General features: G+C 72.5%; 22 protein-coding genes. 8 read left to right on the top strand and 14 right to left on the bottom strand.

What is annotated here, in order from left to right; translation table 11 throughout:
• The first annotated feature begins 374 nt into the window (after positions 1-374).
• From JK364_RS43380 to JK364_RS43365, 4 genes are all read left to right on the top strand, one after another.
• Positions 375-1,013: a LysE family translocator gene (locus tag JK364_RS43380; protein WP_201856953.1), complete on the top strand. Its 639-nt coding sequence runs from the start codon at positions 375-377 to the stop codon at positions 1,011-1,013.
• Positions 1,014-1,019: 6 nt separating this feature from the next.
• The gene (locus JK364_RS43375) at positions 1,020-1,910 is read left to right on the top strand and encodes a GNAT family N-acetyltransferase (protein ID WP_230993372.1); all 891 of its coding nucleotides are present in this window, start codon (positions 1,020-1,022) and stop codon (positions 1,908-1,910) included.
• Between the two features lie 99 nt (positions 1,911-2,009).
• Positions 2,010-2,558 carry an Ig-like domain-containing protein gene (locus tag JK364_RS43370; protein ID WP_307841560.1) on the top strand — a complete coding sequence of 183 codons (549 nt, stop codon included), beginning with the start codon at positions 2,010-2,012 and terminating at the stop codon, positions 2,556-2,558.
• A 279-nt stretch (positions 2,559-2,837) separates the two neighbouring features.
• Positions 2,838-3,428 (top strand): Ig-like domain-containing protein, encoded by a 591-nt coding sequence (locus JK364_RS43365; RefSeq protein ID WP_201856951.1) that lies wholly within the window; start codon positions 2,838-2,840, stop codon positions 3,426-3,428.
• Positions 3,429-3,521: 93 nt separating this feature from the next.
• Here JK364_RS43365 and glnA read toward each other — a convergent pair whose 3' ends face one another.
• Positions 3,522-4,931 (bottom strand): type I glutamate--ammonia ligase, encoded by a 1,410-nt coding sequence (glnA, locus tag JK364_RS43360; protein ID WP_201856950.1) that lies wholly within the window; start codon positions 4,929-4,931, stop codon positions 3,522-3,524.
• Between the two features lie 255 nt (positions 4,932-5,186).
• Here glnA and JK364_RS43355 point away from each other — a divergent pair, with 255 nt between their 5' ends.
• On the top strand, positions 5,187-5,654 hold the full coding sequence (locus JK364_RS43355; protein WP_201856949.1) for an RDD family protein: 468 nt from the start codon (positions 5,187-5,189) through the stop codon (positions 5,652-5,654).
• Positions 5,655-5,807: 153 nt separating this feature from the next.
• On the opposite strand, the gene JK364_RS43350 is transcribed toward JK364_RS43355, so the two are convergent.
• From JK364_RS43350 to lipB, 4 genes are all read right to left on the bottom strand, one after another.
• Positions 5,808-6,488, bottom strand: a complete 681-nt coding sequence (locus tag JK364_RS43350; protein WP_201856948.1) for a DUF4191 domain-containing protein — start codon at positions 6,486-6,488, stop codon at positions 5,808-5,810.
• Positions 6,489-6,498: 10 nt separating this feature from the next.
• Entirely contained in the window at positions 6,499-6,696 is a 198-nt protein-coding gene (locus JK364_RS43345; protein WP_020871972.1) for an SCO2195 family GlnR-regulated protein, read from the bottom strand.
• Between the two features lie 254 nt (positions 6,697-6,950).
• Entirely contained in the window at positions 6,951-7,901 is a 951-nt protein-coding gene (gene lipA, locus JK364_RS43340) for a lipoyl synthase (protein WP_201856947.1), read from the bottom strand.
• A gap of 231 nt (positions 7,902-8,132) precedes the next feature.
• A complete protein-coding gene (gene lipB, locus JK364_RS43335) occupies positions 8,133-8,957 on the bottom strand; it encodes a lipoyl(octanoyl) transferase LipB (RefSeq protein ID WP_201856946.1) in 825 nt (274 codons plus the stop codon).
• 205 nt (positions 8,958-9,162) lie between these two features.
• Between lipB and JK364_RS56030 the strand changes: the two genes are divergently transcribed.
• On the top strand, positions 9,163-10,863 hold the full coding sequence (locus JK364_RS56030; RefSeq protein ID WP_230993371.1) for an NsdA family TPR-like regulatory protein: 1,701 nt from the start codon (positions 9,163-9,165) through the stop codon (positions 10,861-10,863).
• 29 nt (positions 10,864-10,892) lie between these two features.
• On the opposite strand, the gene JK364_RS43325 is transcribed toward JK364_RS56030, so the two are convergent.
• Complete coding sequence (locus JK364_RS43325) at positions 10,893-11,654, bottom strand: ArsR/SmtB family transcription factor (protein ID WP_201856945.1); 762 nt, start codon at positions 11,652-11,654, stop codon at positions 10,893-10,895.
• 677 nt (positions 11,655-12,331) lie between these two features.
• Here JK364_RS43325 and JK364_RS43320 point away from each other — a divergent pair.
• Entirely contained in the window at positions 12,332-13,606 is a 1,275-nt protein-coding gene (locus JK364_RS43320; protein WP_201856944.1) for an MFS transporter, read from the top strand.
• 161 nt (positions 13,607-13,767) lie between these two features.
• On the opposite strand, the gene JK364_RS43315 is transcribed toward JK364_RS43320, so the two are convergent.
• The 3 genes from JK364_RS43315 to JK364_RS43305 form a co-directional block, all read right to left on the bottom strand.
• The gene (locus JK364_RS43315) at positions 13,768-15,108 is read right to left on the bottom strand and encodes an NAD(P)/FAD-dependent oxidoreductase (protein ID WP_201856943.1); all 1,341 of its coding nucleotides are present in this window, start codon (positions 15,106-15,108) and stop codon (positions 13,768-13,770) included.
• A gap of 257 nt (positions 15,109-15,365) precedes the next feature.
• Entirely contained in the window at positions 15,366-16,256 is an 891-nt protein-coding gene (locus tag JK364_RS43310) for a TIGR01777 family oxidoreductase (RefSeq protein WP_201856942.1), read from the bottom strand.
• A gap of 205 nt (positions 16,257-16,461) precedes the next feature.
• The gene (locus JK364_RS43305; protein ID WP_201856941.1) at positions 16,462-16,983 is read right to left on the bottom strand and encodes a DUF4240 domain-containing protein; all 522 of its coding nucleotides are present in this window, start codon (positions 16,981-16,983) and stop codon (positions 16,462-16,464) included.
• Positions 16,984-17,189: 206 nt separating this feature from the next.
• Between JK364_RS43305 and JK364_RS43300 the strand changes: the two genes are divergently transcribed.
• The gene (locus JK364_RS43300) at positions 17,190-18,110 is read left to right on the top strand and encodes an SDR family oxidoreductase (protein WP_201856940.1); all 921 of its coding nucleotides are present in this window, start codon (positions 17,190-17,192) and stop codon (positions 18,108-18,110) included.
• A 26-nt stretch (positions 18,111-18,136) separates the two neighbouring features.
• On the opposite strand, the gene JK364_RS43295 is transcribed toward JK364_RS43300, so the two are convergent.
• From JK364_RS43295 to lpdA, 5 genes are all read right to left on the bottom strand, one after another.
• Positions 18,137-19,102: a helix-turn-helix transcriptional regulator gene (locus JK364_RS43295; RefSeq protein WP_201856939.1), complete on the bottom strand. Its 966-nt coding sequence runs from the start codon at positions 19,100-19,102 to the stop codon at positions 18,137-18,139.
• 560 nt (positions 19,103-19,662) lie between these two features.
• Positions 19,663-22,347: a pyruvate dehydrogenase (acetyl-transferring), homodimeric type gene (aceE, locus tag JK364_RS43290; protein ID WP_201856938.1), complete on the bottom strand. Its 2,685-nt coding sequence runs from the start codon at positions 22,345-22,347 to the stop codon at positions 19,663-19,665.
• Between the two features lie 91 nt (positions 22,348-22,438).
• Complete coding sequence (locus JK364_RS43285; RefSeq protein WP_201856937.1) at positions 22,439-23,062, bottom strand: GntR family transcriptional regulator; 624 nt, start codon at positions 23,060-23,062, stop codon at positions 22,439-22,441.
• A 117-nt stretch (positions 23,063-23,179) separates the two neighbouring features.
• Positions 23,180-24,916 carry a 2-oxoglutarate dehydrogenase, E2 component, dihydrolipoamide succinyltransferase gene (gene sucB / locus JK364_RS43280; RefSeq protein ID WP_201856936.1) on the bottom strand — a complete coding sequence of 579 codons (1,737 nt, stop codon included), beginning with the start codon at positions 24,914-24,916 and terminating at the stop codon, positions 23,180-23,182.
• A gap of 51 nt (positions 24,917-24,967) precedes the next feature.
• Entirely contained in the window at positions 24,968-26,356 is a 1,389-nt protein-coding gene (lpdA, locus tag JK364_RS43275; protein ID WP_201856935.1) for a dihydrolipoyl dehydrogenase, read from the bottom strand.
• Between the last annotated feature and the right edge of the window lie 265 nt (positions 26,357-26,621).

Genomic DNA, 26,621 nt, shown 5'->3' with positions numbered 1-26,621 from the left:
TGCCGCTCCAGGGCCATCAGCGCGGGCGGCCGGAACCGTAACTCCTCACCGGGTCGCTCGGCCGACGGTTCCGATGGTGGTTCAGAGGGCCGGTCCGATGGTTGTTCCGAAGGTTCCGAAGGCTTCGAAGGCTTCGAAGGTTCCGAAGGCTTCGATGGTGGTTCCGGTGGCTGTTCCGCCTGCTCCGTGGATCGAGACGTCACAAATCCCCCCTGAGAGTCTGTTTTCCATTCGGTATGCCTCAGACTGCCGCAGAACGGGACCCGGGCGCCCAGGGTTTACGCGAGGTCCACCGATCGTGGAGCGCGTCCGTGTGTCACACGACCGGGAAAAGCGCTGGAGTCGCGCGCCGTTCGCATGCTTCGATGCGCTTCATGGTGTCCATCGACCGACTGCTCGCCTTCGCGGCCATGTCCTTCCTGCTGATCGTGATCCCCGGTCCGAGCGTGCTCTTCGTGGTCGGCCGGGCCCTGGCCCAGGGCCGCCGCGCCGCGCTGACCACGGTCGTCGGCAATACGCTCGGGGCGTATGCGCTGGTCGTGGCCGTGGCGCTGGGCGTCGGATCGGTGGTGGAGCGCTCGGTCCTCGTCTTCACCGCGCTGAAGCTGGTGGGCGCCGCGTATCTGGTGTACCTGGGGGTCAAGGCGGTGCGGCAGCGCCGCTCGCTGCAGGCCGCCTTCACCGGCGACAGTCCCGCCCGCGGGGGCCTGCGCACGCTGTGGGAGGGGTTCGCGGTCGGTGTGGCCAACCCCAAGACGATCGTGTTCTTCGCCGCCGTACTGCCCCAGTTCGTCGACCGGGAGCAGGGACATGTCGTGCCGCAGATGCTGCTGCTCGGGCTGGTCTTCAACGCCATCGCGGTGATCTCCGACAGCGTCTGGGGCCTGGCCGCGGCCACCGCCCGCACCTGGTTCGCCCGCTCCCCGCGGCGCCTCGCCATGGTCGGCGGCGTCGGCGGACTCTCCATGATCGGCCTTGGTGTCACCGTCGCCGCGACCGGCCGCGCGGACTAGCCCCGTATGGACTCCGTCCGGGTCAGGCCGCTGTGCTCCGACGACCTTCCCTCCGCCGAACGCGCCTCGGCCACCACGTTCCTCGAGGCCGACCGCCGCGGCAGGAGGGTCGGCGAGCCCGAGCCCCGGCCCCGCCCGGCCGCCGCCTCCCGGCAGTGGATCGACCGGATGCGCCACTTCCTCACCGAGGACCCCGGCGGCTGCTGGGTCGCCGTGGACGAATCCGAAGGCGGCGACGGCGTCATCGGCTTCGCCATCTCCCAGAACCGCGGCCCGTTCTGGTTCCTCGCCACGTACGGTGTGCTCCCCGGCCACCAGGCCAAGGGCATCGGCCGGCGCCTCATGGACGCGGCCCTGGCTCATGCCGACGGCCGTCAGGGCATGTTCTCGTCCACCGTCCACCCCGGGGCGACCCGGCGCTACCGCCTCGCCGGGTTCTCGCTCCACCCCCAGATGCGCATGGTCGGCACCGTCGACCGCGCCACCCTCCCCGCCGTCACCGGCGTCCGCGAGGGACGGGACGACGACATCGACTGGATGAACCACCTCGACCGGCGCCTGCGCGGCGCCGGCCACGGCCCCGACCACGCCTATATGCGGGGCACCCTGCGGCTCGTCGTCTCCCGCGCCTACGGCAGACCGGGCTATGTCTACATCGACGACCAGGGCCGCGCCGCCCTCCTCGCCGCCGCCCAGCCGGCCACCGCCCAGGACCTGCTCTGGGAGGCCCTGGCCGCCTCCGGCGGCGACACCCTCGTCAACTGCATCACCCCGGCCAACGAATGGGCGGTCGACGTCGGCCTGGCCGCCCGCCTCGACATCGGCCAGGAGGGCTATCTGGCCCTCCGCGCCATGCCGCCTCCGGCGCCCTACCTGGCCAGCGGCCACTTCCTCTGACGCCACGCCACGCCACGCGCCATGCGCCCCGCGTGCGTGGGCAGTAGGGGATGGGGTACGCGCGCCGCGCATGGGGTGGGAGGTGCGCCGGGGCAGTCGGTGACGTTCACCGCCACGGTCACCCCGATCGCGCCCGGTGCGGGCGTCCCGACCGGCACGGTCACCTTTTCCATCAGCGGCAGCGGGGGCGGTACGTTCGCCCAGCCGCTGTCGGGGGGCGTCGCGACGCTGTCCCTCAGTACCCTCGGCGTCGGCACCCACACCGTGGTCGCCATCTACAACGGCGACGCCAACTTCCTGCCGTCCAGCGGCACCGACACCCACACCGTGAACCCCGGGCCCGCGGCCACGACCACGACGCTGATGTCCTCGGTGAACCCGTCCGTGTTCGGGCAGCCGGTGACGTTCACCGCCACGGTCACGCCGAACGCGCCGGCCACCGGGATCCCAACCGGCACGGCACGCTGCTGGGCGGGTCCCTCGGCCCCGACTACGGGACCGGTGCGTTCGACGGTGGCTTCGGCGACGGCGGTGGCTTCGACGGCGGTTTCGGGGGCGGTTTCGGCGACGGCTGACCCCCGCGACGACACGACGGCACGGGGGCAACCCGGCACCCGTCCTGTGCGCGGTGCGTACGCGGTGCTCTGACCACGGGGAACGCGCGCGGCACGGGGCGGATGGTGTGCGCGGGGAAGGCCGCCGAGCGCTGCGCTATCCGGGGTAATTCGGCGGCACATCCCTGGCGGTTGACGGCGAGTCGCGCGCCTACTGGTGCTACAGACCGGTGGGTTCCACATCTGCCGGGGGACGCCCCCGCGTGGATCGCCGTACGCGCGCACCCCCTGACCGCCGATGCGCCGTCGCGCCGTGTTCCCACATGCGTGGCGAGTAACGGCCCACCACCCCACACCACTTGGAGGGCCACCCATGGCTACGCCCACGATCACCCTGGTCACGGTCTCACCCAACCCCGCCACCTTCGGACAGTCGGTCACGCTCACCGCGACCGTGATCCCGCTCGGCACCGGAACCCCCACCGGCACCGTCACCTTCGTCATCACCGGTGGCCCCACCCTGACCGGGACCCTGTCCGGCGGGACGACCTCGGTCACCGCCCCCAACCTGAGCGTCGGTGCCCACGCCGTCCTCGGCAACTACAACGGTGACACCAACTTCTCCCCGTCCACCGGCGCCAACGTCATCCTCGTCATCCAGGCGGCCACCACCACATCGGTGTCCTCGGCGCCGGACCCCTCGACGCTGGGACAGTCGGTGACCTTCACCGCCAACGTCGCCCCGGTCGCGCCCGGCGCGGGCGTCCCGACCGGGACGGTCACCTTCATCATCGGCGGCTCCGGCGGCGGCGCCTTCGTCCAGCCACTGTCGGGGGGCGTCGCGACGCTGTCCCTCAGCACCCTGGGCGTCGGCACCAACCCGGTGGTCGCCCTCTACAACGGCGACACCAGCTTCCTGCCGTCCTCCGGCACCGACACCCAGACCGTCAACCCGACGGCATGACCCAGCCACACACCACCGAGCCCCCGTCGCCGCCCATCAGGGCGGTGGCGGGGGCTCGGCCGGAGCCGGAAGGGCTCACAGAGCGCGCACGGCTCACACGTCGAAGTAGAGCTCGAACTCGTGCGGGTGCGGACGCAGCTGCAGCGGGGCGATCTCGTTGGTGCGCTTGTAGTCGATCCAGGTCTCGATCAGGTCGGAGGTGAAGACACCGCCCTGGAGGAGGAACTCGTGATCGGCCTCGAGGGCGTCGAGAACGGCCGGGAGGGAGGTCGGGACCTGGGGGACGCCCGCGTGCTCCTCGGGGGCGAGCTCGTAGAGGTCCTTGTCGATCGGCTCGGCCGGCTCGATCTTGTTCTTGACGCCGTCCAGGCCCGCGAGGAGCAGGGCGGAGAAGGCCAGGTACGGGTTGCCCGAGGAGTCCGGGGCGCGGAACTCGACGCGCTTGGCCTTCGGGTTGGAGCCGGTGATCGGGATACGCATCGCGGCGGAGCGGTTACGCTGCGAGTACACCAGGTTGACCGGCGCCTCGAAGCCCGGGACCAGGCGGTGGTAGGAGTTCACCGTCGGGTTGGTGAAGGCCAGCAGCGACGGGGCGTGCTTGAGGATGCCGCCGATGTAGTAGCGGGCGGTGTCCGACAGGCCCGCGTAGCCCTGCTCGTCGTAGAAGAGCGGGGAGCCGCCCTGCCACAGCGACTGGTGGACGTGCATGCCCGAGCCGTTGTCACCGAAGATCGGCTTCGGCATGAAGGTCGCGGTCTTGCCGTTCTTCCACGCCACGTTCTTGACGATGTACTTGAACAGCATCAGGTCGTCGGCCGCGGCCAGCAGCGTGTTGAACTTGTAGTTGATCTCGGCCTGGCCGGCGGTGCCCACCTCGTGGTGCTGGCGCTCGACCTGGAGACCGGCCTTGTCCAGCTCCAGGGAGATCTCGGCACGCAGATCGGCGAAGTGGTCGACCGGCGGGGTCGGGAAGTAGCCGCCCTTGTAGCGGACCTTGTAACCCCGGTTGTCCTCCAGCGCACCGGTGTTCCAGGCGCCCGCCTCGGAGTCGATGTGGTAGAAGGACTCGTTCGCCTTGGTCTCGAAGCGCACGCTGTCGAACACGTAGAACTCGGCCTCAGGGCCGAAGTACGCGGTGTCGGCGATACCGGTGGAGGCGAGGTAGGCCTCGGCCTTCTTCGCGATGTTCCGCGGGTCACGGCTGTACTGCTCACCCGTGATCGGGTCGTGGATGAAGAAGTTGATGTTGAGCGTCTTGTCCCGGCGGAACGGGTCGACACGCGCCGTGGACAGGTCCGCACGCAGCGCCATGTCCGACTCGTGGATCGCCTGGAAGCCGCGGATCGACGAGCCGTCGAAGGCCAGCTCCTCGTTCGGGTCGAACGCCTGCGCCGGTACGGTGAAGTGCTGCATGACGCCGGGAAGGTCACAGAAGCGGACGTCGACGAACTTCACGTCCTCGTCCGAGATGAACTTCCGAGCGTCGTCGGCGTTCTGGAACATCCAACTCCTCCTAGCCCGGCCGCGGTGGGACGGGGATATGTCCGGTGGCGCGATTCCATGTGCGGTGGCGCGCTCCCGCCGACCATAGGCAGACGGGATTTCCCGGGCATGACCCATTTGTTTCACCCAGGTTAACCGGCCCGAGGGTGCTCGCGGGGACCTCGTGGCCTCGGAAAAGGCGCCGTACGGGGTCCCGGGAACCGCTGGGAAGGGGTCCGGCCGGGGGAACGTACCCGGTCGCAGTAACGTAGACGGGTGGACAAGAGGCAAGCAATCGGATCGTGGCTTTCCGGGCCCCGCGCGGCGGCCGAGGAGATGGGCGTCGACTTCGGCTACCGGGGCCAGGGCCTCGGTCTTCCCGAGAGCGGACCGGGCTCCATCGCGCCGCTGGGACGCCGTTTCGGGGCGCTCTTCATCGACTGGGGCCTGTGCCTGCTCGTCTCCTACGCCCTGCTGTCCGGCCGTAACGCCCAGGTCGCCGGGAACTGGGCGCTGCTGGTCTTCCTGGTGCTGAGCCTGGTCACCGTGGGCACCGTCGGCGCCACCCCCGGCAAGCTGCTGCTGAGGCTGCGGGTCGTCGGCGAGGGCGGGGTGCGGCTGAGCCTGCCGCGGGCCGTGCTGCGCAGTGTGCTGCTGGTGCTGGCCATCCCGGCGGTGGTCTGGGACCGCGACACCCGCGGGCTGCACGACCGGCTCTCCCGCGCGGTGCAGATCAGGGTCTGAGCCCCTGCGGATCAGGGTCTGAACCCCTGCAGAATCAGGGTCTGAACCCCTGGTACCGCCCGCGGATTGCGTACAACCGCGTTACACACGAAACGGCGGCCCGGACTCTCTGTCCGGGCCGCCGTTTCGTTTTCGTTTCGGTGCGGGAGGCGCTCAGCGCCCCTTCGGCATCCGCATCCCCTTGGGCATCGGGCCCTTTGGAATCGGCATGTTGCTCATCAGGTCGCCCAGCGCGCGCAGCCGGTCGTTCACCACCGTGACCTGTGCGCCCGGCAGCACCCGGGGCAGCTTCAGCAGCGTGGTGCGGAGCTTCTTGATCTCGACCTGGCCCTCGCCGGAGCCGACGATCACATCGTGGACCGGGACCTCCGCGACGATGCGCGCCATCTTCTTCTTCTCGGCGGCCAGCATGCCCTTGAGCCGGTTCGGGTTGCCCTCGGCGACCAGCACGACGCCCGCCTTGCCCACCGCGCGGTGGATGACGTCCTGGCTGCGGTTCATCGCCACCGCGGGGGTGACCGACCAGCCGCGGCCCACGTTCTCCAGCACCGCCGCCGCCGCGCCCGGCTGGCCCTCCATCTGTCCGAAGGCGGCCCGTTCGGCACGGCGGCCGAAAATGATCGCCATCGCGAGGAAGGCCAGGACGAAGCCCAGGATGCCCAGGAAGATCGGGTGACCGATCCAGAAGCCGATCGCGAGAAGGACACCGAAGGTGACAATCCCCACGCCGGCGACGACAAGTGTGACCTTCGGGTCGACCCGCTTGGTCATCTTGTAGGTCAGGGCGATCTGCTTCAGACGCCCGGGGTTCTCGGATGTTTCCTTCCTCGCCATACAGCGAAGTTTACGTGGCCTGGGAAGCCCCGGTGGACACGGCCTCCAGCACGTGTTCGGCCTCGTCCCGGTCCTTGGCCCGGCGCCGGTCCTCGAGCACGGCCGTCCAGGCGTTGCGGCGGGCGGTGCGCTGCCCGCCGCGCAGCAGCAGACCCTCCAGGACGAGGAGCGCGTCGGTGACGGACGGGCGTACGGGCGCAGCCGGCATGGATACCCCTCGGAAGCGGCGGATGATCGCTACGCACAACGTATAAGCAGTGCGTGGCTCAATCGTTACCCAATGGTGTTACCAGTGCGTGACTGGCCGGTCAAACACCGATGAAGCCCTGCTGCGGCCCGTATTCCGTCCTTGACCTGGGGCGTTCTCGAAGCCCTCGAATCTGTGTGTGCTCGCAATCACACAGCGTGTTGCTCACACGGCCGTCCGCCGACGGAACGTGACGGCGGAGCGACGACGGAGAGTCAGCCGGCCTGAGAAGCCACCGCGACATTGCGCCGCTCGATGGCCTGCTGGTACAGACGGCCGGCGCGGTACGAGGAGCGGACCAGCGGGCCGGACATGACGCCCGCGTAACCGATCTCGTCCGCCTCCTCCTTGAGCTCCACGAACTCCTGGGGCTTCGCCCAGCGCTCCACGGGGTGGTGGCGCGGGGACGGCCGCAGGTACTGGGTGATGGTGATCAGTTCGCAGCCCGCGTCATGGAGGTCCTGGAGCGCCTGGCTGATCTCCTCGCGCTCCTCGCCCATGCCCAGGATCAGGTTGGACTTGGTGACCAGACCGGCCTCGCGCGCCTTGGTGATCACCTCGAGCGAGCGCTCGTAACGGAAGCCGGGGCGGATGCGCTTGAAGATCCGCGGCACCGTCTCGACGTTGTGCGCGAGCACCTCGGGACGGGCCGAGAAGACCTCGGCGAGCTGCTCGGGGACCGCGTTGAAGTCCGGGATCAGCAGCTCCACACCGGTGTCCGGCATCAGGGAGTGGATCTGGCGCACGGTCTCCGCGTAGAGCCAGGCGCCGCCGTCCTCCAGATCGTCACGGGCCACGCCGGTGATGGTCGCGTACTTCAGCTCCATGGTGCGTACGGATTCGGCCACCCGGCGCGGCTCGTCGCGGTCCAGCGCCTGCGGCTTGCCGGTGTCGATCTGGCAGAAGTCGCAGCGCCGGGTGCACTGGTCGCCGCCGATGAGGAAGGTCGCCTCGCGGTCCTCCCAGCACTCATAGATGTTCGGACAGCCCGCCTCCTGGCACACGGTGTGCAGGCCCTCCCGCTTCACCAGGCCGTGCAGCTCGGTGTACTCGGGGCCCATCTTCGCCCGGGTCTTGATCCACTCGGGCTTGCGCTCGATGGGGGTCTGGCTGTTCCGGACCTCCAGGCGCAGCATCTTGCGTCCGTCGGGTGCGACTGCGGACACGTCCGGCACTCCTCTTTGCTTGACTCTGCTTGGCGGCTCGGCGTGGCGAGTTCGCCGGCGGGCTTTCGAATCGTCGGCGGTCACCAGGGTACGCCCGTGGTTCGTACGGATTTACGTCCAGGGCAACCGAACGCCGCGAGGACGCATTCCCGCAAGGGCCGTCCCGGAACGATCGGGAACGACCGGGAATGATCGGGAACGATCCGGAACGATCCGGAACGGCCCAGGAGGTCAGACCGCGCGCGGCAGCGGGACGGAGGCCTCCAGGACGTCCCGCAGATGCCGCTCGACCACCGGCAGCACCTCGGCGATCGGCACATCCCGGCCCAGCTCCTCCGAGAGCGAGGTCACACCCGCGTCCCGGATGCCGCACGGCACGATCCGGTCGAACCAGGTGTTGTCCGGATTGCAGTTGAGCGAGAAGCCGTGCATCGTCACGCCCTTGGCGATCCGCACCCCGATGGCGGCCAGCTTGCGGTCCTCGCGGCGCTGCCCGGCGTTGGACGGGGCGTACTCCGGCCCGTTCAGCCGTGGGTCGAACTCCTCGTCCTCCAGCCGCGGGTCGAAGTCCAGCTTCAGCCCGCCGAGCGCGGGGCGCTGGTCCACCGGGTCGCCCAGCACCCACACTCCGCTGCGGCCCTCCACCCGGGTGGTCTCCAGACCGAACTCCGCACAGGTGCGCAGCAGCGCGTCCTCCAGGCGGCGGACATGCGCGATGACGTCCACCGGGCGCGGCAGCTTGAGGATCGGATAGCCGACCAGCTGGCCAGGGCCATGCCAGGTGATCTTGCCGCCGCGGTCCACGTCCACCACCGGGGTGCCGTCCAGCGGGCGCTCACTGTCGGCCGTGCGCCGCCCCGCCGTGTAGACCGGGGGGTGCTCCAGCAGCAGACAGGTGTCGGGGATCTCGTCCGCGAAGCGGGCGGCGTGCACCCGGCGCTGCTCCTGCCACGCCTCCTCGTAGTCCACGGCGTCCGCGCCGAAGCCCAGGTGGACGTAGGCCAGTGCCGGTGAACCGGGGGCCGACCCCGGGGAAGACGTGGTCACGGCGGTCACGGCAAGCTCCTTCTCGACCCGCGTCGGATGGGGTGGCGGAGCCTCGCGGCGGCGCCCCCGCCACTGTACGACCGTGTCCCCTTACGTCCGCACCCGGCTCGTTCTCACACGATCGGATGAATGCCGCCGGACGGCCACGATCAGCCCTCGAGCGGCGGTTACATTCGCGCCGTTCCACAGAGCGATCAGGGAGACCGGCAGGCTGATGACGGAACGACCCCCGCAGCGCATCCCCAATCGTCAGCTCGCCGCGCTCATCGCAGAGGCGGGCTTCTCCAACGCCGGGCTCGCCCGGCGGGTGGACCAGCTCGGACTGGAGCACGGCCTGGACCTGCGGTATGACAAAACATCGGTGACACGGTGGCTGCGCGGACAGCAGCCACGGGGCACCACCCCGGCGCTGATCGCCGAGGTGTTCACCCGGCGGCTGGGACGCCGGCTGACCGCCCAGGACCTGGGCCTGGACGCATGCGCGCCCGTCTACGCGGGGCTGGAGTTCGCCGCCACCCCGCAGGAGGCGGTGGACATCGTCAGCGGGCTGTGGCGCAAGGACTCCGGGAGCCATGCGGAGCTGCGGAAGATCGCGTTCACCCCGGCGGGTCTTGTCGTGCCCAGCCGCGACTGGCTGATCGGACGGCCCGACGACCGGGTGGCGCGCGGCGATCCACCGGCGGGGGCCGCTCCGGCGGGGGCGGCGGTCGGAGCCGGGTCCGGGCCGGGGGCCGGTGCCGCCGGGGCGGCCGGGGCCGGGGTCGGGCGGCTGCCCGCGCAGGGCGGCCGGGTGGGTGGCCCGGTGGGCGGCCCGGCGGGGGCGGTGGCGGGGCGCGCGGTCGGGCAGGGCGCCCATGGCGCACACGGCGCCCAGGGGCCTCACGGCCCTCATGGCGCCCAGGGATCTCACGGCCCCCATGGCACCCATGGCCCGCACGGCGTCCATGGTCCTCAGGGCCGGGCGCCGCTGCCCCGCCAGCGGCGCCACGACCGCGACCGGCGCGGCCCGGGTTACCGCGTGACCTCCGGCGACATCGCGGCCCTGCGCTCGGTCGGCGAGCTGTTCGCGGCGCTGGACCAGACGTACGGCGGCGGCCATGCCCGGCAGGCCCTGGTGCGCTATCTCGAGCATGAGGGCGAGCCGATGCTGCGCGGCTCGTACAACGAGGCGACCGGGCGACGGCTGTTCGGCGCGATCGCCGATCTGACCCGGCTGGCCGGATGGACCTCGTTCGACATCGCCGCCCACGGCCTGGCGCAGCGCTACTTCGTTCAGGCGCTGCGGCTGGCGCAGGCGGCCGGGGACCGCACGTACGGCAGCTATGTGCTGGTCACGATGAGCCGCCAGGCCGTCTATCTCGGCCATGGGCGGGAGGCCGTACAGCTGGCCCGGGTGGCCCAGCAGGGGGTCGGCGGCGGCGCCCCGCCGGTGCTCCAGTCGCTGCTGCACGCGATCGAGGCGCGCGGCCATGGTGTGCTGGGCGAGGTGCGCGCGTGCACCGCCTCGCTCGCCCGCGCCGAGCGGTCGCTGGAGGCGGCCCGGCCGGGGGACGAGGTGCCGTACTGGGCGCGGCTGTTCGACGAGGCGCAGCTGGCCGACGAATTCGGCCACTGCCACCGCGATCTGCAGCAGTACCGCGCCGCCGCCCAGCACGCGGAGCGCTCCCTGCAGCTCCACGGCGCCGGGTTCGCGCGCAGCCGGCTGTTCTGCCGGGTGGTGCTGGCGACGGCGCGGCTGGGCCTCGGCGAGCTGGAGCAGGCGTGCCAGCTGGGCGCGGAGGCGGCGCAGCAGGCGTCGGAGATGCGGTCGGTGCGGGCGGCGGAGTACGTACGGGACTTCGAGCGCCGCCTGGAGCCGTACCGCGACGCGGCACCGGTGCGGGGCTACCGGGAGCGGGTGGCGGCGCTGGGGTAGGGGCGGCCGGGGTGGGGGCCTGCCGCCGCTCAGGCGTCCAGCGCGACGCCGAAGGTGCGCTCCAGGCCGGTGCGGCCGGCATCGGTCAGGTTGATCACGCGGCGGCGGCTGCCACGGCGGATCCAGTCCAGCGCGAAGAGCCGGTCCGTCAGGGCGGCCCCCAGCGCCCCGGCGAGATGGTGGCGCTGCTCGGTCCAGTCGACGCAGTAGCGGATCAGCTGACGGCGCCCGGCGAGCTCGTCCGCGTCCACGCCGAACGCCGCGAGCTCCGCGCGGCCCGGGGCCGTCAGCCGGTACGTGGTGTCCCTGCCCGGGGCGGAGAGCCGGTCGCCCTCCGCCGTCTCGGGGTGGAAGCGCCCGTCGCCGCCCGCCAGGACCCCGCGCTCCAGCAGCGCCGCCATCAGGGCCACGCCGAGGGCGCCCGCGACATGGTCGTAGCAGGTGCGCGCCCGGCGCAGGGCGTGTGCGTGGGTGCTCTGCCGCAACGAGGTGACGGGCAGCGGCGGGGCGATCCTGGCCAGCGCCTCGAGCGCCTCGCCAACGGCGGGACCGGCCAGCCGGTAATACCGATGCCGCCCATGCCGCTCGACCCGCACCACCCCGGCCTCCAGCAACTTGGCCAGATGCCCACTCACCGTGGACGCGCTGACCCCTGCTTCACCGGCCAGCACACTGGCGGGCAGCGCCCGCCCCTCCAGCAGCGCCCGCAGAACGCGAGCACGGGACGGATCGGCGATCGCCGCGGCCGCGCGAGCGATGTCGGCGTCACGGGCATCCGTGGTGGTGGCCATGGCTCCAGCGTAGGACGGGCTCACTTCGGTGATGACCGAAGTGTGGGCGGGGCGCCCCCGCCCACCCCCGGCGGCACGGCCCACGCCGCAGCGCCTTGCGCTGCGCGCGTCGGGCTGGACGCATGGCCCTGCGAGCCTCCGGCCGCGTGCTCCGGGCCGGGCGCCGCGCCCTACGCGTCTCCGGCGGCGGGCCGGGTGCGGTGCGTAAGCGGGGCCGCATGCACCCTCGGCGGCGCGGGCCGCAGGGCCGCAGCGCCTCGGTCCGCGTGTCTGGCGCTGCGCGCGCCGGGTTGGGCGCGTCTCCGGGTGCGGGCTACGGGCTCCGGGGCGCTCGGGCCGGGCAGGCCAGGGGCAGAGGGAGGGCCGTGCGGTGTGGCGTCGCCCAGTCTTCCGCGCGTCCTGGGCCCGCCATGGTTCGGTCCGTACCGAAGGGATCAGCCCCGAGGCTGGACGCATGAGGACGTACCGCTCCACACACCGGCCTCCGCGATCCTCGAGCCCGCCCGTGGCGGGTGTCGTGCGGAAGGGGCCGCTGCTCGCCATCTGCCTTGGCTACTTCCTGGTCATCCTCGACGTCACCGTCGTCAATGTGGCCGTGCCCCGCATCGGGGCCGGACTGGGGGCCGGGCAGGGGGCGCTGCAGGGGGCACCTCCCGGCCGAAGGCTGGGGGAGGATTGTGGACGGGTACACGCTCGTCTTCGCCGGGCTGTTGCTGCTCTGCGGTGGGCTGGGGGACCGGCTGGGCCATCGGCGGGTGTTCCTCGCCGGGCTCGGGCTGTTCACGGTGGCCTCCGCCGCATGCGCGCTCGCGCCGAGCGCCGGCTTTCTGGTCGGCGCGCGGCTGGCGCAGGGGGCGGGGGCGGCGACCATGGTGCCCGCCTCGCTCGCGCTGCTCGGGGCGCTGCACCCCGAACCCGGCGCGCGGGCACGGGCGTTCGGGGCGTGGGGCGGGATCGCGGGGGTCGCCGCCGCGGCTGGTCCGGTGCTCGGCGGGGTGCTGGTGTGGGGCGTGGGGTGGCGGACGGTGTTCCTCGTCAACATCCCGCTGGGCGCGCTCGCCATCTGGCTCACCGTCCGCCAGGTGCCCGCCGCGCGCCCGCGCGCGGAGCGTCCGCCGCTGGACCTCACCGCCCAGTTCATCGGCGTCGTCGCGGTGGCCGCCCTGACGGCCGGGCTGAACGAGGCGGGCGGGCGCGGCTGGACCGATCCTCCCCCAGCCTTCGGCCGGGAGGTGCCCCCCGTGCTCGGCGCGCTGGCGGCCGCGCCGCTCGCGGGGGCGCTGTTCCTGTGGCTGGAGCGGCGCGCGGCGGCCCCCGCGCTGCCACCGCGGCTGCTGACCGGGTTCCGGTTCCCGGCCGCGCTGGCCGTGGGGGTGCTGCTCAACCTCGGCTTCTACGGGCTGCTCTTCCTCACCACCCTCTACTTCCAGTGCCACCGGGGCTGGGACCCGCTCGCCACCGGTCTGGCGCTGCTGCCGATGGGCGCGCTGGTGGCGTTCGCCTCGCCGCTGTCCGGGCGGGTCGCGGCGCGCGCCGGCACCCATGTCCCGGCCGTGGCCGGACTGCTGACCGGGGCCGTGGGGCTGCTCGGCTGGGCGGCCGTGGGGCCGCATACGCCGTATGCGCTGCTGGTCGTGCCGCTGTTGCTGACCGGGTTCGGCACCTCGTTCACCATGCCGTCGGCGACGATCGCGGCGATGGAGGCCGCGCCGCACGAGGTCCGCGGCGCGGCGTCGGGCGCGTTCAACGCGGCGCGGCAGCTGGGCAGCGCCATCGGCGTGGCCCTGTTCGGAACCCTCGCGGCAGCGTCCGCGAGCTCCGCCTTCTACGCCGGGATGCGGCTGTCCGCCGTGATCGCGGCCGGATGCTTCGTATGCGGCGCGATCCTGGCGGCGCTCTCGGGCCCCGCCGCCCGCACCACGCCCAACGCCTCCGCTACGGAGGCGTCTTGACGCACGGTCGCGCGGCAGCCGCGGCCCACGGGCCCCGGTGGCCCTGCTGAGCCCTCACCCGGGCCGCCCCGGCGGCCCGGCCGGGGCCGGACCCGGAGCCCGGCGGTGAGCCCCGCAAGGGCCCCGCAAGGGCCCCGCAAGGGCCCCGCAAGGGCCTCGCGTCAGGCTGCCGCGGCGGGCAAGGTGCCCGAGTTCGTGTCGGAGCCCGAGTCCGGTGGGGCGCCGAAGTCGCTGAGGACTGCTCGGGCGGCTCGGCGGCCGGAGGCCAGGGCGCCTTGGACCGTGCTGGAGTCGCGGTGGTCGCCGCAGACGTACAGGCCGGACAGCAGTCGCACCGGGCGGCGCGGGTCGTGGGGTGCGGGCATGGCCGGGACGGCGTACGGGTCGTGGTGGGCGGCCAGCAGGTCCCAGGCCGCCGTCGAGGTCCCGTACACCGCGGCCAGTTGGGCCCGGACGGCCCGGTCGAGCTCGGCGGTCGGCAGCGCGGCGGAGGCGCCCAGCACCGTGGAGGTGATCAGCACCCGGCCGGGCGGGGTGCGTGAGGGGTCCACCTCGCTGGCCACCATGGTGTGGGCCACCGGGCCCCCGCCACCGCGCGAGCCCGCGGCGAGTATCAGCGCGGGCTCGCGCAGCGGCGGCCGGTCGGCGGTGTGGTGCACCACCGTGACGGGGTGGAAGGCCGGCACCCGCAACCCGGGCAGCAGCCCGGCCGCGTCGTGTGCCCCGGTGGCCACCAGCACCGCACGGCAGCCGAATTCGCCGTGTTCGGCGGTGGCCACGGCGGTGGTGGAGGCCGATACGGCCCGGACGCCCGTACGGACCGTCCCCGGCGGCAGCGCGGCCGCGAGCAGTTCGGGGACGGTGGACGCGCCGCCCGCCGGGAGGCAGAGGCGGCCGCGTGCGTAGCCGCGCAGCGCGAGGTCGGCGCAGCGGCTGGAGGTGGTGAGGTCCGGGTCGCTCAGCAGTGAGACGAGCAGCGGACGCAGCACCCCCTCGACCGTACGAGCAGGTAGGCCCCGCCCCCCCAGGGTCTCGGAGACCGGCCGGTCGGGGCGGGCGAGCAGGCGGTCCGCGGGCAGGGCGGCGAGCCTGCCGAGCGCGGCACCGAGTCGGGCCTGATCGAGCCCGCTGCCGAGCGGCGCGCGGGCGGCGTTCGCGAGGGCGCGTGCCGTGGTGAATGCGCCCCTCATGCTCCGGGGAGTGTCCACCCGGTGCGTACGGCCCTCGCTGTGAACCAGCACCCCCTGGGCGAAGGGGCGCAGGGCGAGGGCGCCGAGCCCCGGAGTGCGCCGCAACTCCGGGAACGAGGTGTTCATCAGATGGCCGGTGCGGTCCAGCCGGAAGCCGTCCACGGTCTCGGTGGTCATCCGTCCGCCCACGTGGGGCGCGGCCTCGAGCACCGTGACCGCGACTCCCGCGCCGGTCAGCCGATGGGCCGCGGCCAGCCCAGCGAGCCCGGCGCCGACGATGACGACGTCCGTGCGGTGCGCGCGCTTGAGCACGTGTCCTCCCCGAGGTCGGTGCGTCCGTCACGGGGGCTGCTGCCCCGACCGGCGGTCCGGATGCGTGGGTCCCGCGAGTCGGCTCGGCGAGACGGTCTTGACAGTACGGACAAAAACGGTCGATGCCAGACGCGCATCGACCGGGCACGGGCGCACACCGGTCGCACACCAGTCGCGCACCGCCATCGAACGGTCCGCGGCCGGGGGAGGAGAGAGCGCGGGGGAGAGCGGGAGGGGGCGCGGAGCGCCCAACTCCCTTATGTGAGCGCCGTCTTGATCGCCTCGTCCACATGCGGGCAGGCGAATGTGAAGCCGGAGTCCAGAAGGCGGCGGGGGATGGCCCGGACGCTGCCGAGGACGTCCCCGGACATCTCCCCCAGGGCGATCCGCAGCGCGGGCGCGGGCACCGAGAGGAGCGTGGGGCGGCCCAGCACCCGGCCCATGGCGGCCGTGATCTCGCGGTTGGTCACCGGCGTCGGCGCCGTCAGGTTGACCGGCCCGGTGAGCTCGGGGGTGTCGAGGATGTGGCGCAGCGCGGCGATATGGTCCCGCAGCGCGATAAAGCTCCAGTACTGCCGGCCGCTGCCCATCCGCCCGCCGAGCCCCAGCTTGAACAAGGGGAAGAGCTTCCCCCACGCCCCGCCCTCGGCGGAGACCACCAGACCGGTCCGGGCGAAGACCGTACGGACGCCCGCCTCCTGCGCCGCGGTCGCCGCCTCCTCCCAGTCCTGGCAGAGATCCGGAAGGAAACCATGGCCGGGGGGCGCACTCTCGTCGACCGCGCGCTCCCCGGTGTCACCGTAGAACCCCACCGCGCTCCCGCTGACCAGCACCCGCGGCGGGGTGTCCAGCGAGGCGATCGCCTCGGCGATGGCGGCGGTGCCCAGCACCCGGCTGTCCCGGATCTCCTTCTTGTACGCGTCGGTCCAGCGCCGGTCGCCGACGCCCGCGCCCGCGAGATGGACCACGGCCGCACAGCCCACCAGCCCGGAGGCGTCCACCCACTGCCGCCGCGGGTCCCACTCCACCTCGTCCTCCGCACGCGACGGACGCCGCACCAGACGCACCACCTGGTGGCCGTCCTCGCGCAGCGAGCGGACGAGTGCCGTGCCGATGAGCCCGGAGGAACCGGTGACCGCGATACGCATGGCCCCATCCTGCCCTCGATCACGGGAGGGATGTCGGACAACGGGCGGGCGTGGCACGGTGATTCGCCTGCCCCAGCCCTACAACCTGCCCCAACCGTCCCATCGTCCCAGCGGTCCGAGCTGATCATCCGACCCGCCGTGATCGGTGCTGGGCCACAACACCCCCGCACGGCGGCTGTACGCGTCGGAGGGCACCAGGCCGTTGTCAGGCCCTGAAGCGCTCCCACAGCCGCGGATACCGCTCCGCCAGCACCGCCTCGCTCTCGAAGTCGAGGGGCTCCCCGACCGGTTCCCGGGGCGTGGGCGGGAGCCCCAGCTCCGGCAGGGGCGCGCCGGTCAGCCGCTCGTACGCCTCGTCCGCCGCGTACCCCAGGTCCTCGCAGTCGCCGTCCACCTGGTCGTCGAAGTCCTCGAGCAGCTCGGCGAGCGCGTCCGGATCGTGCAGCGTGCCCTCGAAGATCTCCCGGCCCTGGCCGATCAGCCAGTAGCGGAACGCCTCGAAGGCGTCGTCGCTGACCCCGCCGAGCAGCACCCAGGCGGCGCCCCACACATCCCAGCGGTACGCCCGGTCGGAGCGGGCCTCGAAGTGCCGGGCGAAGTCCAGCACCGCGTCGGGGTCGAGCCGTGACAGCTGCTCGACGAGCAGGTCGGACTGGTCCTCGGGGTCGCCGTCCGCGGCCTCCCGAGCGCTGTCGACCAGCCCCCAGAACTCCGTCTCGTCCATCATCACGGGACCAGGATCGGCCCTCCCGCGCACCCCCGCACGCGGAACGCGCCGGATGCGGCCGCCTCGCAATACCGGACAGCGGATGTCGGATTTCCCTGCGAAGGTCGATCCGTGGTCGACCCGTGGTCGGCCCGAGCCGACCACGGGTCGGCCTGAGTCGACCACGTCACCCAACATGGCATCCACACCGAGAGGACGTATTGGACGTGAGCACACAGGGCGCACTGGCGGGCCGGGTCGCGCTCGTCGCGGGGGCGACGCGCGGCGCGGGCCGGGCGATGGCCGTCGAGCTGGGGGCGGCCGGGGCCACCGTCTACGCGACGGGGCGCACCACCCGGGATCGGATCAGCGAGGTGGGGCGGGCCACCGAGACCATCGAGGAGACGGCGGAGCTGATCACGGCCGCCGGCGGCACGGGCATCGCGGTGCCGACGGACCACCTCGAGCCCGAGCGGGTCCGGGCGCTGGTGGAGCGGATCGACCGGGAGCAGGGCCGGCTGGACGTCCTGGTCAACGACGTATGGGGTGGTGAGGCGCTGATCGAGTTCGGCAAGAAGACCTGGGAGGTGAATCTGGCGGGCGGGCTGCGGATGCTCCGGCTCGGCGTCGAGACCCACCTCATCACCAGCCACTACGCGCTGCCGCTGCTGATCCGGCACCCGGGCGGTCTGGTGGTCGAGGTGACCGACGGAAACGAGGAGTTCAACAAGACGTACCGGCTGAACCTCTTCTACGACCTCGCCAAGAACGCGCCCATCCGCACCGCCTTCGGGCTCGCGGAGGAGCTGAAGGAGTTCGACGGCACGGCGGTCAGCGTCTCGCCGGGCTTTCTGCGCTCCGAGCAGATGCTGGACCACTTCGGGGTGACGGAGGAGAACTGGCGGGACGCGGTCGAGAAGGAGCCGCACTTCGCCATCGCCGAGTCACCGCACTTCGTCGGGCGCGCGGTCGCCGCGCTCGCCGCCGACCCGGACCGGGCGCGGTGGAACGGCAAGTCCGTCTTCAGCGGGGAGCTGGCCAAGGTCTACGGCTTCACCGATCTGGACGGCTCGCGGCCGGACGCCTTCGGCTACTTCCGGGACGTCGTCTTCGGCGGCAAGGAGGGCACGGCCGCCGACTACCGGTAAGGCCGACTACCGGTAAAACCGTGCGGTCATCGGTACAGCTCCGCCGTACGGCGCGCCGCCTCCGCGAAGAGCGCCCGCAGCTCCGGCGGCCCCAGCACCTCCGCGTCCGGGCCGAGCCCGAGCAGCTGGGCGAGGGCGACCTCGTACGACTCGACGGGCAGGGTGACGGTGAGCCGCCCCTGCCCGTCGGGCTCCCCGGCCTCGCGTACGGCCTCCTCGGCCGCCACCCGGTCCGTGACCTGCGGCAGCCGCCGGGCCCCGGCCGGGGTCAGCCGTACGACGGCCCGCTCGCGCAGGATCGAGCGGGCGAACTGCTCGGCCCGCTCCTCCCAGAAGGCGGGCAGGTCGAACTCCTCGTCCCGGGTGAAGCGGGCGCCGGTCGGTTCCACGGCGGCGAAACGATCCACCCGGTACACCCGGAAGCCGCCCTCCGCGCGGGCCGCGAGATACCAGACGCCCGCCTTGAGCACGAGCCCGTACGGTTCCAGCTCCCGCCGGACCTCCGCGTCCCGGCGCCGGTAGCGGACAGCGATCCGCAGATCGTCCCAGACCGCGTCGGCGATGCCCGGCAGCAGCTCCGGCGCCTCCGGCTCCCGCCACCAGCCCGGGGCGTCGAGGTGGAACCGCTGGGCCACCGTGTGGGAGGCGTCCCGCAGCTCGGGGAGCAGCGCGGCGGACACCTTCAGCCGGGCGGCGGAGGCGGCGTCCGCGAGCCCCATCTCGCGCAGCGCGGAGGGCACACCGGACAGGAACAGCGCCTCGGCCTCGGTCCGCCCGAGGCCGGTCAGCCGGGTGCGGTAGCCGCCGATGAGCCGGTAGCCCCCGGCCCGGCCCCGGTCCGCGTAGACCGGGATCCCCGCCTCGGACAGCGCGGCCGCGTCCCGTGTCACGGTGCGCTCGGAGACCTCCAGCTCCCGCGCCAGCTCGGCCCCGGTGATCGAGGGCCGAGCCTGGAGCAGAAGCACCATCTTGATGAGCCGGGCAGCACGCACGGCCCCATGATGCCGTGCCCTCGGGGCGGGCGGCGGATCGTGCCGGGCTCGCGGCTGAAGCGCGCCCGGCCGCTCCCGGGGCGGGCTCGGTCTTGCGTGCGGCCCGTCGGCCGGATACCGCCCCGAGCGGCGGTTGGGAGGCGGGGCGCCGCGCCTGGGCCCCGGGCGTCCGCCCCGGGGGCGGGGCCTCGGCCTTGCGCCGCCCGTCGGCCGGATGCCGCGCAGGAGCGGCGGCTCGGGCTACGGGGTGCCGGGCGGTTCTTTCCCCTCCCCGCCCCTTCCCGTAGCCAAGGGCTCCGCCCCTGGACCCCGCTCCTCAAACGCCGGAGGGGCTGGATTTGGGCGGGGAGGGGAGCAGCTCGCCGCAGGCGTCACCGGGCCCCGCGACCGGGGCGACGGCCGGGCGGGCGCCGGGGGCCGGGCGACGGCCGGGCGCGCGCCGGGGGCCGGGCCGGCGCCAAGGGGCCGGGCGGGCGCCAAGGGGCCGGGCGGGCGCCAAGGGGCCGAGCGCGCGCCAAGGGGCCGGGCCTCTCAGCCCGGCCCCCCCGGCGGCGGCATCGTCAGATGCCGTACCGTTCCGCGGCCTCCTTGGGGGCCGTGGCGCGGACCGCGCCCTGGCGGGCGAGGCGGGACAGGGCGGCCACCACGATGGCCGGGGCGTCCACGCCGAAGTGGCGGCGGGCGGCCTCGCGGGTGTCGGAGAGGCCGAAGCCGTCCGTGCCCAGCGAGTACCAGTCCTGCTCGACCCACTGGCTGATCTGGTCGGGGACGGCACGCATCCAGTCGCTGACGGCGAGGACCGGGCCCGGTGCGCCTGCCAGGGCACGGGTGACGTACGGGACCCGGTCTTCGCCCTTGAGCTGCGCCGCGTCACAGGACAGGGCGTCGCGGCGCAGCTCGCTCCAGGAGGTGGCGGACCACACGTCGGCGGCCACGCCCCAGTCGTCGGCGAGGAGTTTCTGGGCCTCCAGCGTCCAGTGGACGGCGGTGCCGGAGGCGAGGAGCTGGATGCGGGGGGAGTCCGCGGCCGGGGCCGTGGCCTCCTGGTAGCGGTACAGGCCCTTGAGGATGCCCTCCTCGACGCCGTCACCCGCAGGGATGGCCGGCTGGACCTTGGGCTCGTTGTAGACCGTCAGGTAGTAGAAGACGTCCTCGGCCTCGGGGCCGTACATCCGCCGCAGACCCTCCCGCACGATCGCGCCCACCTCGTAGGCGAACGCCGGGTCGTAGGTGAGCGCCGCCGGGTTGGTGGAGGCGATCAGCGGGGAGTGGCCGTCGGCGTGCTGCAGGCCCTCGCCGGTCATCGTCGTACGGCCCGCCGTGGCGCCGATGAGGAAGCCGCGGCCGAGCTGGTCGGCCAGCGCCCACATCTGGTCGGCGGTGCGCTGCCAGCCGAACATCGAGTAGAAGATGTAGAACGGGATCATCGGCTCGCCGTGGGTCGCGTACGACGTCGCGGCGGCGGTGAAGTCGGCCATCGAACCGGCCTCGGTGATCCCCTCGTTGAGGATCTGACCGTTCGCGGCCTCCTTGTAGTACAGGAGCTGATCGCGGTCGACCGGGTCGTAGGTCTGGCCGAGCGGGGAGTAGATCCCGGCGGTGGGGAAGAGCGACTCCATGCCGAAGGTCCGTGCCTCGTCCGGCACGATCGGCACCCAGCGCTTCCCGGTCTCCTTCTCCCGCATCAGGTCCTTGACCAGCCGGACGAAGGCCATGGTGGTGGCGATCTCCTGGTTGCCGGAGCCCTTGGCGAGCGCCTGGAACGGCTTCGCGGACGGCTCGGGCAGGGCCACCGGGTGGACCCGGCGGGCCGGGGCCGGGCCGCCGAGGGCCGCGCGGCGCTCCTGGAGGTAGCGCACCTCGGGGGAGTCGGGGCCGGGGTGGACGTACGGCACGAGGGCGTCGTCCAGCTTGCTGTCCGGGATGGGGAGTTCGAGGAGGTCCCGCATGGCGCGGAACTCCTTGCCCGTCAGCTTCTTCATCTGGTGGTTGGCGTTGCGCGACTCGAAGCCGGGGCCCAGCGTCCAGCCCTTGACGGTCTGGGCGAGGACGACGGTCGGGGCACCCTTGTGCTCCACGGCCGCGCGGTACGCCGCGTACACCTTGCGGGGCTCATGGCCCGCGCGCGAGGTGTGGAAACACTCGGTGAGCCTGGCGTCGGTGAGCCCCCGCGCCAGCCGGGCCAGCTCGGGGTCGGCGCCGAAGAAGTGCTCGCGGATGTAGGCCGCGTCGCGGGTCGCGTACGTCTGGAACTGGCCGTCCGGGACCTCGCGCAGCCGGCGGGCCAGCGCACCCGAGGCGTCCAGCGCGAACAGCTCGTCCCAGGCGGAGCCCCACAGCGACTTGATCACGTTCCAGCCCGCCGCGCGGAACTGGGCCTCCAGCTCCTGCACGATCTTGAAGTTGGCCCGCACCGGGCCGTCGAGGCGCTGGAGGTTGCAGTTGATGACGAAGGTGAGGTTGTCCAGGCCCTCGCGCCCGGCCAGGGCGAGCGCGGCCGTCGACTCCGGCTCGTCCATCTCGCCGTCGCCGAGGAAGGCCCATACGTGGGAGTTCGCGGTGTCCTTGATGCCGCGCGCCGCCAGATAGCGGTTGAAGCGGGCCTGGTAGATCGCGGAGATCGGGCCGAGCCCCATCGAGACGGTGGGGAACTCCCACAGCCACGGCAGCCGGCGCGGATGCGGATAGGACGGCAGCCCAGGAACATCGCTGCCGCCCGCCTCGCGGCGGAAGCGGTCCAGGTGGTGCTCGGTCAGCCGCCCGTCGAGGAAGGCGCGGGCGTAGATGCCGGGGGAGGCGTGGCCCTGGATGTAGAGCTGGTCGCCGCTGCCGTCCGCCTCCTTGCCGCGGAAGAAGTGCTGGAAGCCCGTCTCGTAGAGCCAGGCGGCGGAGGCGAAGGTGGCGATGTGGCCGCCGAGGCCGTCACGGCTGCCGCGGGTGACCATCGCCGCCGCGTTCCACCGGTTCCAGGCGGTGATGCGGCGCTCCATGGCCTCGTCGCCCGGGAACGCGGGCTCGGCGGCGGTCGGAATGGTGTTGAGGTAGTCCGACTCCAGCAGGGGCGGCAGCGCGAGCCCGGCGCTCTCGGCGCGCTCCAGGGTGCGGCGCATGAGGTACGAGGCGCGGTGCGACCCGGCCGCCCGGGTGACGGCGTCCAGGGAGGCGCCCCATTCGGCGGTCTCCTCGGGGTCACGGTCGGGGAGCTGGTCGAGCGCACTCGGCTGCGTGCGTGCGAGATCGGTCATGAAATAACCGTAAGACTGATCGATGATCGATCAAAGCTCTGTCGAGGAAAAAGTGCTCCGCAAGCCGAAATTGGCATTCCGTGCCGCGAAACTAGGCACGCGGTGCACAGCCGAGGACGTGTTCCTTGACCAGTTCGCCGACCCGCGGATCCCGCCGCTTGAAGGCGTCCACCACCGCCTGGTGCTCCTCGGCGTACGACTGCTGGACGGTGCCCAGCCAGCGGATCGACAGCGTCGTCCAGATCTCGATGCCCAGCGACTCCCAGGTGTGCAGCAGCACGCTGTTGCCCGACGCCCGCACCAGCTCCCGGTGGAACGCCACGGTGTGCCTGACCTGCGCCTCCCCGTCGGCCGTACGGTCCGCCTCGTACAGCGCCCGCACCTCGGGCTCCAGGGCGGAGGTGTCCTCGGCCAGCACGGGCGCGGCCAGCTCCGCCGCCATCTGCTCGAGCCCGGCCCGTACCGGATAGATCTCCTCCAGATCGGCGGCGGTCAGATTCCGCACTCGGACGCCCTTGTTCGGTGCCGACTCGATCAGCCGCAGCGACTCAAGCTCCCGCAGCGCCTCCCGTACGGGCGTCTGGCTGACCTCCAGCTCGGTGGCGATCCGGCGCTCCACGATCCGCTCGCCCGGCTTCCAGCGGCCGCTGACGATGCCCTCCACGATGTGCTCGCGGATCTGCTCGCGCAGCGAGTGGACGACGGGCGCGGCCATGGGGGACTCCTTAGAACCAGCGGTGAACAGCTGCCATTATCCCGGCTGTGCGGTAATGAAAACCGCGCCCCGCACGGGAAGCCCGTGCGGGGCGCGGCAGGGAAACCGAGATGAGGGTCAGAGCCCGAGGTCCACCTCGAACTCGCCGGCCTCCAGGATCTCCTTGACGGCCGTCAGGTAGCGGGCCGCGTCGGCACCGTCCACCAGGCGGTGGTCGTAGGAGAGCGCCACGTACGTCATGTCGCGCACCGCGATGGTCTCGCCCAGCTCCGGGTGGTTGATGACCACCGGACGCTTGACGGTCGCGCCGATGCCCAGGATGGCGACCTGGTTCGGGGGCACGATGATCGTGTCGAACAGCGCACCGCGCGAGCCGGTGTTGCTGATCGTGAAGGTGGCGCCGGACACCTCGTCCGGGGTGATCTTGTTGGAGCGGACCTTGCCCGCCAGCTCCGCCGTCTTCTTGGACAGACCGGCGATGTTGAGGTCGCCGGCGTTCTTGATGACCGGGGTCATCAGGCCCTTCTCGGCGTCCACCGCGATACCGACGTTCTCCACGTCGAAGTACGTGATGGTGTTGTCGTCCTCGTTGATCCGGGCGTTGATGGCCGGGTGGGCCTTCAGCGCCTGGACGGCGGCCTTCACGAAGAACGGCATCGGCGAGAGCTTGACGCCCTCGCGCTGGGCGAACGCCTCCTTGGCCCGGGCGCGCAGCCGCATGACCTTGGTGACGTCCACCTCGACCACGCTGGTCAGCTGGGCCTGGCTGTGCAGGGCCTTCATCATGTTGTCGCCGATGACCTTGCGCATCCGCGGCATCTTGATGGTCTGGCCGCGCAGCGGGGACACCTCCTGCGGGGCGGCCTTCGGCGCGGCGGCGGCCGGCGCCTGGGCCTTGGCCGCCTTGGCGGCCTCCGCGGCGGCGATGACGTCCTGCTTGCGGATGCGGCCGCCGACGCCGGTGCCCTTGACCGTGGACAGGGCCACGTTGTTCTCGGCGGCGAGCTTGCGCACCAGCGGGGTGACGTAGGCGCCCTCGGCCTCGGGGGCCGCGGGAGCCGGGATGGTGGCGACCGGCGCCGGAGCCGGAGCCGGGGCGGGCGCCGGAGCGGCCGGGGCCGGGGCGACCGGCGCCGGGGCGCTCGGGGCCTGCGGGGCCGGGGCGGGCGCCGGGGCCTCCTGGACCGGCTCGGGAGCCGGGGCGGGGGCGGCCGGGGCGGGCGCGGCGGCCGGAGCGGCACCGGCGGCACCGATCACGGCCAGCTTGGCGCCGACCTCGGCGGTCTCGTCCTCGGCGACCAGGATCTCGAGCAGGGTGCCCGCGACCGGGGCCGGGATCTCGGTGTCGACCTTGTCGGTGGAGACCTCGAGCAGCGGCTCGTCGGCCTCGACGGACTCGCCGACCTCCTTGAGCCAGCGGGTCACGGTGCCCTCGGTCACGCTCTCGCCGAGCGCGGGAAGGACCACATCGGTGCCCTCGGCGCCACCGGCCGGAGCGGCGGCGGCAGGGGCGGGTGCGGGTGCGGGGGCCTCGGCGGCGGGCGCCGGGGCGGGCTCGGGCTGAGCCGCCGGAGCGGGCTCGGCCGCGGGGGCGGGGGCTTCGGCCGGGGCCGCGCCGCCGTCGTCGATGACGGCCAGCTCGGCGCCGACCTCCACCGTCTCGTCCTCGGCCACCTTGATGGACGTCAGCACACCGGCCGAGGGGGCCGGGATCTCGGTGTCGACCTTGTCGGTCGACACCTCGAGCAGGGGCTCGTCGGCCTCGACGCGCTCACCTTCGGCCTTGAGCCAGCGGGTGACGGTGCCCTCGGTCACGCTCTCGCCGAGCGCCGGCAGGGTTACGGAAACCGCCATGGTGTTCGGTTGCTCCTTAACGATCTTTGGATGGTTCGCGCTCGGGATGAGTCAGTCGTGGGAGTGCAGCGGCTTGCCGGCCAGGGCCAGGTGGGCCTCGCCGAGCGCCTCGTTCTGGGTCGGGTGGGCGTGGACGAGCTGCGCGACCTCGGCCGGCAGCGCCTCCCAGTTGTAGATCAGCTGAGCCTCGCCGACCTGCTCGCCCATCCGGTCACCGACCATGTGGACGCCGACGACGGCACCGTCCCGTACCTGCACGAGCTTGATCTCGCCCGCGGTCTTCAGGATCTTGCTCTTGCCGTTGCCCGCGAGGTTGTACTTCAGGGCGACGACCTTGTCCGCACCGTACAGCTCCTTGGCCTTGGCCTCGGTGATGCCGACGGAGGCGACCTCGGGGTGGCAGTAGGTCACCCGCGGCACGCCGTCGTAGTCGATCGGAACGGGGTTCTGGCCCGCCAGCCGCTCGGCCACCAGCATGCCCTCGGCGAAGCCGACGTGGGCCAGCTGGAGGGTGGGGACCAGGTCGCCGACGGCGGAGATGGTCGGCACGTTGGTCCGCATGTACTCGTCGACGAGGACATAGCCGCGGTCCATGCTGACCCCGGCCTCCTCGTAGCCGAGCCCCTGCGAGACCGGGCCGCGGCCGACGGCCACCAGCAGCAGCTCGGCCTCGAAGGTCTTGCCGTTCTCCAGCGAGACCTTGACGCCGTCGGCGGTGTACTCCACGCCCGAGAAGCGGGAGCCGAGGGAGAAGTTGATGCCGCGCTTGCGGAAGGCGCGCTCCAGCAGCTTGGAGCTGTTCTCGTCCTCGACCGGGACGAGGTGGGGAAGCGCCTCGACGATGGTGATGTCGGCCCCGAAGGACTTCCACGCGGAGGCGAACTCGACGCCGATGACGCCGCCGCCCAGCACGATCGCGGACTTCGGCACGCGGTCGAGCACCAGCGCGTGGTCGGAGGAGATGACGCGGTTGCCATCGATCTCCAGGCCGGGCAGGGACTTCGGCACCGAACCGGTGGCCAGCAGGATGTGGCGGCCGGTGTAACGCTCGCCGTTCACATCGACGGAGGTCGGGGAGGACAGCCGGCCCTCACCCGTCACATAGGTGACCTTGCGGGAGGCGATGAGGCCCTGCAGACCCTTGTAGAGGCCCGAGACCACGCCGTCCTTGTACTTGTGCACACCCTCGATGTCGATGCCCTCGAAGGTGGTCTTCACACCGAATTCCGAGCCCTCGCGGGCCTGGTCGGCGAGCTCACCGGCGTGCAGCAGCGCCTTGGTGGGGATACAGCCACGGTGCAGACAGGTGCCGCCCAGCTTGTCCTTCTCGATCAGGGCGACGTCCAGACCCAGCTGCGCCGCGCGCAGGGCAGCGGCGTAACCGCCGCTACCGCCTCCGAGGATCACTAGGTCGAAAACGGTGCTGGCGTCGTTCGCCACGTCACGTCCTCCATGCATGGTGCGCCGGGACCGGCCTTGGTCGGCCGGGCGGCGGCGTGTGTTCGGCCGCTTCTTACTTCGGCCCTGGTGTCGGTGGCCCTGTCCTGCCGGGACAACATCTTCGCACTTGTTGGGAGGGGGCGGGACGCGGGGCCGCTGTGTGAGAAATCTCCACGCCCCAGTTCACGGGTTACTCCTGCGTATCCGGAACACGAAGCCCCGTCGATTTCGTTGAGGGCGAAATCGACGGGACTTTCGGCCCATG

The organism is Streptomyces endocoffeicus (genome assembly GCF_016741935.1).
Classification (GTDB): Bacteria; Actinomycetota; Actinomycetes; order Streptomycetales; family Streptomycetaceae; genus Streptomyces; species Streptomyces endocoffeicus.
Note: the sequence above shows the minus strand (reverse complement) of the source record. Positions and strands in the feature narration are given on the sequence as shown.

What these genes read in the sequence shown, in the direction of transcription:
- JK364_RS43380 (WP_201856953.1), top strand. Translation starts at nt 375, where the DNA reads ATGGTGTCCATCGACCGACTGCTCGCCTTCGCGGCCATGTCCTTCCTG.
- JK364_RS43375 (WP_230993372.1), top strand. Translation starts at nt 1,020, where the DNA reads ATGGACTCCGTCCGGGTCAGGCCGCTGTGCTCCGACGACCTTCCCTCC.
- JK364_RS43365 (WP_201856951.1), top strand. Translation starts at nt 2,838, where the DNA reads ATGGCTACGCCCACGATCACCCTGGTCACGGTCTCACCCAACCCCGCC.
- glnA (WP_201856950.1), bottom strand. Translation starts at nt 4,931, where the DNA reads ATGTTCCAGAACGCCGACGACGCTCGGAAGTTCATCTCGGACGAGGAC.
- JK364_RS43350 (WP_201856948.1), bottom strand. Translation starts at nt 6,488, where the DNA reads ATGGCGAGGAAGGAAACATCCGAGAACCCCGGGCGTCTGAAGCAGATC.
- JK364_RS43345 (WP_020871972.1), bottom strand. Translation starts at nt 6,696, where the DNA reads ATGCCGGCTGCGCCCGTACGCCCGTCCGTCACCGACGCGCTCCTCGTC.
- JK364_RS56030 (WP_230993371.1), top strand. Translation starts at nt 9,163, where the DNA reads ATGACGGAACGACCCCCGCAGCGCATCCCCAATCGTCAGCTCGCCGCG.
- JK364_RS43325 (WP_201856945.1), bottom strand. Translation starts at nt 11,654, where the DNA reads ATGGCCACCACCACGGATGCCCGTGACGCCGACATCGCTCGCGCGGCC.
- JK364_RS43310 (WP_201856942.1), bottom strand. Translation starts at nt 16,256, where the DNA reads ATGCGTATCGCGGTCACCGGTTCCTCCGGGCTCATCGGCACGGCACTC.
- JK364_RS43305 (WP_201856941.1), bottom strand. Translation starts at nt 16,983, where the DNA reads ATGATGGACGAGACGGAGTTCTGGGGGCTGGTCGACAGCGCTCGGGAG.
- aceE (WP_201856938.1), bottom strand. Translation starts at nt 22,347, where the DNA reads ATGACCGATCTCGCACGCACGCAGCCGAGTGCGCTCGACCAGCTCCCC.
- JK364_RS43285 (WP_201856937.1), bottom strand. Translation starts at nt 23,062, where the DNA reads ATGGCCGCGCCCGTCGTCCACTCGCTGCGCGAGCAGATCCGCGAGCAC.
- sucB (WP_201856936.1), bottom strand. Translation starts at nt 24,916, where the DNA reads ATGGCGGTTTCCGTAACCCTGCCGGCGCTCGGCGAGAGCGTGACCGAG.